This window comes from Sulfurovum sp. (genome assembly GCF_041562805.1).
In the GTDB taxonomy this organism is placed as follows: domain Bacteria; phylum Campylobacterota; class Campylobacteria; order Campylobacterales; family Sulfurovaceae; genus Sulfurovum.
In genome coordinates this window covers 1-3419 of record NZ_JBFFOH010000216.1, presented here as the reverse complement: position 1 = coordinate 3419, position 3419 = coordinate 1, and the positions used below count along the sequence as shown (strand labels likewise).

The window sequence follows — 3419 nt, the reverse complement described above, 5'->3', positions numbered from 1 at the left end:
TTTGCTTTAGGAATATGTACTTTCCAATCCGGTTCTTCTGCACCTGCCTGAAGTGAAATACCAATACTTGCTACACTTTCACTCTTTGGACCATATGGTTGCGCTACAGTAGTAATACTGATCTTCCCATCTTTTGTACCACTCAAAGTCATTTCGTCTATTTTCGTTATTGTTCCGCTCATATATTTTCCTTTAATTTTTTAATGTAAATGATTATATCACAATTATTTACTATTTTTTACGTTTTATTAATCCAGCCATTTTTGCTTGCATACGTAGCCACATCTTATGGTCTATCGCAGGGAATCCTGCATAGGTTTTACCACCTTCAAGAGATTTCGTAACACCGCCTTTACCTGCGATGGTTGTAAAAGCACCTATTTCCAAATGCCCTGCTGAGGCACTCTGTCCACCCATGACTACATTTCTACCTAAAGTAGTTGAACCTGCCAATCCTACTTGCGCAGCACAAAGAGTATGTTCCCCAACGTCACAATTATGACCTATTTGTATGAGATTATCCAGCTTGGTACCTTTGCGTATATATGTGGTACCAAATACTGCCCTGTCTATGGTACAATTTGCTCCTATCTCTACATTATCTTCAACAACAACATTACCATTCTGATAGATCTTTACATGTTCACCAAGCTTAGTATGTGCAAAACCATACCCATCACAACCTATCACAGTACCGCTGTGAATGATACAGTCAGAACCAATTTGTGTATAATTATACAAAGTTACATTGGGATGAAGAAGCGTTCCTGAGCCAATAGTGACATTATCCCCTACATAACATCCTGCAAGCAATGTGACATTATCTCCGATTGTGACATTCTTACCAAAAGAGACGTATTTATCTATATCACATCCTTCACCTACAGTGGGTTCTTCTGACGCAGTCTCATGTTTATGTGCAAAGAATTTGGAAGCCAGTGCCAATTTGAGATACGCTTCATCCGTAATAAGTGCAATAGTTCCAGAAGGGAGTAAGGCTGCATGCTTCTCATCTATCAATATAGCTCCGGCCTTTGTCGTCGCCAATTGTGAAATAAATTTGCTATCAGTAAAAAAACTAAGTTGTGTGGAAGTTGCTTCACTTAACGTATGTATCCCATCTATAGTGATATCATCACCTTGAAAGTCTATCCCGATATGTTCTGTTATTTTTGAGAGTTTGTAAGTCATAAAGTGATCCTTTTAACTTAAAGTAGGTGTCACTCTCCTTTTCGGAAAGTGACAAAAGTAGAATAATTTTATCTTTCTATAGCCACAACACCGCCACGTATAACCTCAGAAGGATTATACCGCTGTGCTGCTTCTATGAAATGCTGTACACGTTTTGGTTCATCTGCTACCATTGCAATGATCATCTCTTTACCAACATTTGCGATACCACCATTATAGGCTGCACATAATGCACCGATATCACTTAAATGTTCAGTGATAGGGAATTTCACTAACACCATCTCTTTTTCAACCATCTCTTCATGTTCTATAACTTTATAGACAGGAATCAATTTATGCAGCTGCTTGGTGATCTGTTCCATTACTTTCGCAGAACCGTTGGTTGCGATCGTAATGTGTGACATTTCACTGTTTGGTATAGGTGCTACGGTGAGTGACTCGATGTTATATCCACGTCCTGCAAAAAGTGCCGTAATACGTGCGAGAACAGAACTTTCGTTCAATACGATAACAGAAATAACACGTCTTTCATTAATAGAATTTGTCATTATTTCTCTCCTTTTTGTGGTAACATCATATTGAAGAGTGCGCCGCCTGACGGTACCATAGGAAGTACATCTTCAAAACGATTCACTGCAACGTTCATAAAACAAACTTTATCTTGTGCTATAGCATCTTTAATAGCCGCATCAAACTCTTCTTTAGTGGTAACGTCATATCCTATACCGCCACACGCTTCAGCCAGGGCTTTCCAGTTTGGCTGGAATGTCAAGTCTGTCTCAGAGTATCGCTTCTCATAGAAGAATGTCTGCCACTGTCTAACCATTCCCAGAAAGTGGTTATTGAGTATGAGGTTGATAACAGGTATCTTATATTCCGCTGCTGTTACAAGTTCCTGCATATTCATAAGGATCGAACCATCTCCTGTTACATTGATAACAGTTTTATTCGGGAATGCTTTTTTAGCTCCGATTGCCGCTGGAAAACCAAAGCCCATAGTTCCCAAACCACCGGAGTTTATCCATTGGCGTGGTCTGTCAAAAGGATAGTGCTGTGCTGCCCACATCTGATGCTGTCCAACATCTGATGTAATAATAGCATCCTCACCTACAAGTTCACCAATACGTTCAATTGCCCATTGCGGTTTGATCACTTCATCAGAATCTACATAAGATTGAGGGTGAAGTTCATCATAACGTTTAAGTATCTCTCTCCATGCTTGAAACCTATCTGTATCTATACCATCAAGTTGTGGTATCATCGCTTCAAGTACTTCAGTGATATCGCCTACGATAGGATAATCAACATCAACCAGTTTACCAATGTTCGCAGCATCAATGTCTACATGGATAATATCCGCATATTTAGCAAATTCAGAAAGTTTACCTGTAACCCTGTCATCAAATCTTGCACCAAGAGAGATAACAAGATCTGTCTCTGACATCGCCATATTGGATGAATAATTACCATGCATGCCCAACATACCAAGAAGCAGTGGATTTTTTGCACCCAACACACCTCTTGCCATCAATGTTTCAACCGCTGGCATCTGTGTTTTTAGTGCTAATTCACGTACAAGGTCACTTGCATTTGAAAGTACAACACCCCCACCGATATAAAGCAAAGGTTTCTTTGCTTTTTTCATTGCTTCAACCGCTTTTTCTATCTGTCGTTTATTTCCTTTGTATGTCGGCTTATACGTAGGGATATCTACAGAGTCAGGATACACGAATTCACCGATGTCCACAGTGATATCTTTAGGTATATCTACAAGTACCGGTCCTGGTCTTCCAGAACGAGCGATATAAAATGCTTCTTTCAACAAACGAGGAAGCTCTTCTAACGAACGTACTAAAAAGTTATGTTTTGTACATGGTCTAGATATACCTACAGCATCTATCTCTTGAAATCCATCTGTACCTATAAGCGCCATTGGCACCTGTCCAGAGATAACGACCAGAGGAATTGAATCCATATACGCTGTAGCAAGCCCAGTGACAGCGTTTGTAAACCCTGGTCCACTGGTTACCATAGCAACACCCACTTCACCCGTAGCTCTCGCATAACCATCTGCTGCGTGAACAGACGCTTGTTCGTGACGGTTCAAGATATGCTCAAACCCCTCTTGTTTGTAAATTTCATCATAAACGTGCATGATAGCTCCGCCAGGGTAACCAAATACGGTCTTAACACCCTCAGCGATAATCGCTTCACATACCATTTGTGCA

General features: G+C 40.3%; 4 protein-coding genes. All 4 read right to left on the bottom strand.

The genetic code is table 11. From position 1 onward, the window contains the following. Positions 1–182, bottom strand: a 182-nt coding sequence (locus ABYK33_RS14780; RefSeq protein WP_373034069.1) for a hypothetical protein, incomplete at its 3' end; no start/stop codon positions are given. Positions 183–231: 49 nt separating this feature from the next. After that, positions 232–1191: a UDP-3-O-(3-hydroxymyristoyl)glucosamine N-acyltransferase gene (lpxD, locus tag ABYK33_RS14775; RefSeq protein ID WP_373034068.1), complete on the bottom strand. Its 960-nt coding sequence runs from the start codon at positions 1189–1191 to the stop codon at positions 232–234. A gap of 68 nt (positions 1192–1259) precedes the next feature. Further along, positions 1260–1739 carry an acetolactate synthase small subunit gene (ilvN, locus tag ABYK33_RS14770; RefSeq protein ID WP_373034067.1) on the bottom strand — a complete coding sequence of 160 codons (480 nt, stop codon included), beginning with the start codon at positions 1737–1739 and terminating at the stop codon, positions 1260–1262. After that, on the bottom strand, positions 1739–3419 hold a 1681-nt coding region (locus ABYK33_RS14765; RefSeq protein WP_373034066.1), incomplete at its 5' end, for an acetolactate synthase large subunit. The genes ABYK33_RS14765 and ilvN, both read right to left, overlap by 1 nt.